Source organism: Chloroflexus sp., assembly GCF_034435895.1.
In the GTDB taxonomy this organism is placed as follows: Bacteria; Chloroflexota; Chloroflexia; order Chloroflexales; family Chloroflexaceae; genus Chloroflexus.
In genome coordinates, this window is sequence record NZ_DAOTWH010000278.1 from 1 (window position 1) to 4,764 (window position 4,764).

3 protein-coding genes and 2 pseudogenes are annotated in these 4,764 nt (G+C 63.4%); 3 read left to right on the forward strand and 2 right to left on the reverse strand.

Features of this window, described 5'->3' with window-relative positions:
* Positions 1-278: pseudogene (locus U9R81_RS15765) on the forward strand (hypothetical protein); the annotation flags it as partial.
* 112 nt (positions 279-390) lie between these two features.
* Here U9R81_RS15765 and U9R81_RS15770 read toward each other — a convergent pair.
* Positions 391-996: a trimeric intracellular cation channel family protein gene (locus U9R81_RS15770; protein WP_322496384.1), complete on the reverse strand. Its 606-nt coding sequence runs from the start codon at positions 994-996 to the stop codon at positions 391-393.
* A gap of 717 nt (positions 997-1,713) precedes the next feature.
* Positions 1,714-3,124 (reverse strand): annotated as a pseudogene (uxaC, locus tag U9R81_RS20100) (glucuronate isomerase).
* Positions 3,125-3,538: 414 nt separating this feature from the next.
* Between uxaC and U9R81_RS15790 the strand changes: the two are divergent.
* Together U9R81_RS15790 and U9R81_RS15795 are read left to right on the forward strand one after the other, a co-directional pair.
* Positions 3,539-4,060: a YbaK/EbsC family protein gene (locus U9R81_RS15790; RefSeq protein ID WP_322496388.1), complete on the forward strand. Its 522-nt coding sequence runs from the start codon at positions 3,539-3,541 to the stop codon at positions 4,058-4,060.
* Between the two features lie 191 nt (positions 4,061-4,251).
* Positions 4,252-4,737 (forward strand): adenosine-specific kinase, encoded by a 486-nt coding sequence (locus U9R81_RS15795; protein ID WP_322496389.1) that lies wholly within the window; start codon positions 4,252-4,254, stop codon positions 4,735-4,737.
* Positions 4,738-4,764: the final 27 nt, after the last annotated feature.

Sequence of the window (4,764 nt, forward strand, 5' to 3'; positions counted from 1 at the left end):
CCGCCGCCCTCGCCGCCGCCACAGCCATCACCTTTGATCCGGTACGCGCCCGCGCGCTGGCCGCCCTCGCCCCGCAGCTCGCGAGCGCACACGGCAATAACCCCGCTCTCTTCGCTACGACACTGCGTGATCTTGCCCGCCGCGGTCGTCCGGCGCTGCTCGGCGATCTGGCGGCGCTGGCGCCGTGGATCGTGGCGCTGGCCGGGCAGTTGCGGCAGCCGGAGCTGCCCGCAACGCTAGCGCAGCATATCGTGGAGACGGCGCGGTGCTGGCCGTGATGGATGGTGGGATCATTTGGGGGCATCGGACACGGATGCCCACGGCTCTTTTGGGGCATGGGCCGCAAATCCGTGTCAATCCGTTCCACCCGTGTCGATCCGTGTCCGCTTTCTATGCCCGCCCCAACGCCGGCAGGTGCAAATCGCGACGGACGGCCAGCAGGCGGAGGATCACGACCACCAGCATGCCAACCCCTAGCGCGATGGGTTGCGCGACCCCGACCGCTCCCAGTCCGAGGTAGACGGCAATCCCGGCGACGGCGGCGGTGGCGTAGATTTCGCGGCGCAGGATCAGTGGCACCTGCGCGGTGAGCACATCGCGCAAGGCGCCGCCGGTGACGCCGGTCATGGTGCCGAGAAGGATCACGATCAGCGGCGGACATTGGGCGGCTTCGGCCACTTGCGCGCCAGAGAGGGCGAACAAGCCTAAGCCTAACGCATCGGCCACCAGCAGCGGCGTGCGCGGCGCCGGCCAGAAGCGCAGGTAGACAACGGTCAGCGCTGCCGCTGCGATGATCACGATGACGTACCACGAATCGCTGATCCAGAAGATCGGGTGCCGGTCGAGCAGCAGATCGCGCAGGGTGCCGCCGCCGATCGCGGTCACTGCTGCGACGACTAGCAGGCCAAAGACATCAAGCCCGCGGTCGCGGGCAGCAATCACGCCACTGGCGGCAAACACCGCAACGCCGGCAAGGTCGAGGTAGTAGAGGAGCACGGGTGGTTCCTTTCTGGCTAAGCAATACCGGCTAAATGTGAGGAGTGCGGCAGGGTGACTGCCGCACTCCATCGCTAGAGCTGCGTCGATCCAGAGTGTAGCACACGCGCTGCCCAACTGCCTATCCACCGTTCGTCCGATCCGGCAGATGCATCGCCATAGACACAAAGACGCAGAGCAAGCAAAGGCGCAGAGGGCGCAAAGGTTTTTTGAGATGGGTATAAGCACGCTTAAACCTCCTACATAACATCCTTATGCGTCTTTGCGCCTTTGCGTGTTAACACTTTGCGATCTTTGCGGAGCCGGACAGCCGTCCAGCTCTACAGCGCCTTTGCGTCCTTCGCGGCGTTGTGATAGCCCCCACCCCCGGCCCCTCCCCCGCTGGGGGAGGGGAGTTGCCCTCACCCCCCGGCCCCCTCTCCCCCCTTGACGGTGGGAGAGGGGGAGCCACGCGCTAGCGGGCCCGGCAGTACGGAAGCGGAATGCAGCAGCGCCCCTCGCCCACTGGCGTGGGGGAGGGGTTGGGGGTGAGGATGAAATAGCCCATCGCAACGCTATCAATCGCCTCTTTGTTCATACGTGCTGTCTGCCATTGAACGTTTTTACGTCGGGGCTGCATGGCTGTGCGTCCTTACATTGGAGCCGCACGGCCGTGCGGCTCTACTAGTGGCGTCGGATCTGGTAGACGCATCGCCGGGGCTGCACGGCCGTGCGGCCCTACAGGCGATACGCGCGCCGCGCCAACCCAACCGCCAGTTCGCTAGCCAGCTCGACCGCGTCGTCTTCGGTGAGCAGTCCTTCGACTACCTGCCCGGCCAGCCAGTCGCAGCTCACCCGCCGCCAGACCTCGTGGCGGGCCGGGATTGAGCAGAAGGCACGGGTGTCGTCGTTGAAGCCGGCGGTGTTGGCGAAGCCAGCCGTTTCGATCACCAGATCGAAATAGCGGCGCATGCCTTGCACGCTGTCAAAGAACCACCACGGCGGGCCGAGCAGCACGGCGGAATAGTAGCCGGCTAACGGCGCCAGCTCGCGGCTGTAGGTACTTTCGTCGAGGGTGAAGAGGATGAGACGGAAGCGCGGGTCGTCGCCGTAGGCGTTGAGCAGCGGGTGCAGGTTGCGCGTCCATTCGGTGGCGAGCGGAATGTCGGCGCCCTTGTCGGGACCGAAGCGGGCCAGCAGCGCCGCGTGATGGTTGCGTAAACTGCCGGCATGGAGCTGCATGACCAAGCCGTCTTCGCAGCTCATGCGGGCAAACTCGATCAGCATGTGGGCGGTGAAACGGGCCACATCGCTCGCCGTGGCCGCGCCGCGCAAAGCGCGAGCGAAGATTGTCTCGGCGTCCACCGTGCTTAGCCGTGCGGTGTACGGCGTCTCGACGCCGTGATCGGTTGCGAGCACGCCGAGCGCTTTGAAGGCGGCCCGCCGCTGTTCGATGGCCATCATGTAAGGTGTGGTAATCCACCACGTCAATCCCGGCCAAACTACTTAGCCGGCTAACAGTCTCGCGCCAGCCGGGGTTGGTGAGCGCGAGCAGGGCGTCGGGGCGGAAGGTGGGGCGCACTTGTGGGAAGCCGTCAGCGTGCAGGCGGCGGTGGTGGTCGAGCGAATCGGTCGCGGCGGCGGTGGTGGCGAGCAGTTCGTTCTGAAAGCGGCGGAAGAGCGCGCGCGGGGAGAAATCGGGTTCGGCTAGCCGGGCCGCGATCTGATCGTAGATGCGTTGGGCGCTAGCGGCGGTGATCCGTTCCGTGACCCCGAACAGCTCAACCAGCACCGTCGCCAGCCAGAGACCGGTGGGGGTGGCGCGAAACAGGTGCATGTGCTCGGCGAAGCGTTGCCAAATCGCGCGGTGATCGGTCTCGTACCATCCGCCATCGCGCGGCGCAATGCCCATCTGTGCGAGCGAAACCCCTTGGCTGACCAGCATGCGCAGAATGTAGTGATCGGGCAGGATGAAGAGTTCGGTCGGGGAACCAAAACGCGCGGCTGGATCAGCCAGTAACTGCGGCGGCACGTGGCCGTGCGGGCAGACGAGCGGCAACGTGTTGACCTGTTCGTAGAGCGCGCGGGCGAAGGTGCGGCGGGCCGGGTCGCTGCTGAAACAACGGTCAGGCGAAAGCGGCCATAGCATACGACCGCCATATCTAAAGGCGCAAAGCAAGCAAAGGCGCGAAGGACGCAGAGAGCGCGAAGGTTTTGTGGGGCGGGGTATAAGTACGCTTGAACCGTCCTACCCAACATCCTTTGCGTCTTTGCGCCTTTGCGTGTTAAAACTTTGCGATCTTTGCGCCGGCGCAGAGGGCGCGAAGGTTTTGTGGGGCGGGGCAGAAGCACGCTTGAACCACTCCACCAAACCCTTTGCGATCTTTGCGTCTTTGCGTGTTAAACCCTTTGCGCCCTTTGCGTCCTATGTGTAAACAGATCTTTGCGTTAGGTGAGCAATCTCTCTCGCGCAACCCACCGCGCTTGCGCTACAGTATACCTATCCTTGCGATAGGTGCGCATGCGTGGCAATTGGCCCGTTCCCAACAAAGGAGGCAGCACAATGAAGTGCCGCGAACGGCTCGAACAGTATCTGCACGACAATGGCGTCGCCTACCATCTCTACCATCACGCGCCGGCCTACACCGCGCAGGCGGTGGCCGAACGCGAGCACGTGCCGAACCAGATGGTGGCGAAGGTGGTGATCGCAGTGGCCGATGGCGAGCTGGTGATGCTGGTGGCGCCGGCTTCGCGCCGGGTTGATCTGGCCAAGGTGCGCGAGTTGCTCAATACTAGCGAGGTACGGCTGGCGACTGAGGTGGAATTGGCCGAAGCCTTCCCGGATTGCGAGATCGGCGCAATTCCGCCGTTCGGTAATCTCTACCAGATGCCGGTGTACGTTGATGAGACGTTGACAGCCGATCCGATTATCTTCATCCAACCGGGAGAGCATACCACGGCGCTGAGCCTGTCCTACAGCGAATTTGCCCGGCTGGCGCAGCCAACCATCGCCTCGTTCGTCGCCGAGCACCGGCGCGAAGTGGCAGCGCCGCACAACGACATCAAAGAGATGGGTGCGTGGTAGGGGTAAGGGGCAGAGAGGGCAAAGGCGCGGAGATTCTAAACGCAAAGGCGCCAAGAACGCAGAGGACGCAGAGGTTTTTTGGGAGGGGTACCAGCACACTTACACCATCCTACCCAATATCCTTTGCGTCTTCGCGCCTTTGCGTGTAAAACCCTTTGCATCTTTGCGCCTTTATGTTAAAGGGGTGAGCGATGGAACTACATCTCGTGCCAATCAAGAAACCGGCTGAGCTGAATATCATTCTCGGCCAGAGCCACTTTATCAAGACGGTCGAAGATCTGCACGAGGCGTTGGTCAACGCCGTGCCGGGGATTCGCTTCGGCCTCGCTTTCTGCGAAGCGTCGGGCGAACGGCTGGTGCGCTGGAGCGGCAATGACGAGGCGCTGATCGCGCTGGCACGCGAGAATGCGCTGGCGATCGGCGCCGGGCACAGCTTTCTCATCGTGCTTGGCAACGGGTTCTACCCGGTTAACGTGTTGAACGCAATCAAACAGGTACCGGAGGTCTGCCGCATCTTTTGCGCCACCGCCAACCCGGTCGAGGTGGTAATCGCCGAGAGCAGCCAAGGGCGGGGCATCCTCGGCGTGATCGATGGTTCGCCGCCGCTGGGTGTTGAGGACGAGGCGGGTATCGCGTGGCGGAAAGAGTTCTTGCGCCGGATTGGGTATAAGTTGTAGGAACTGTGGCGTGCGGCAGTTTGACTG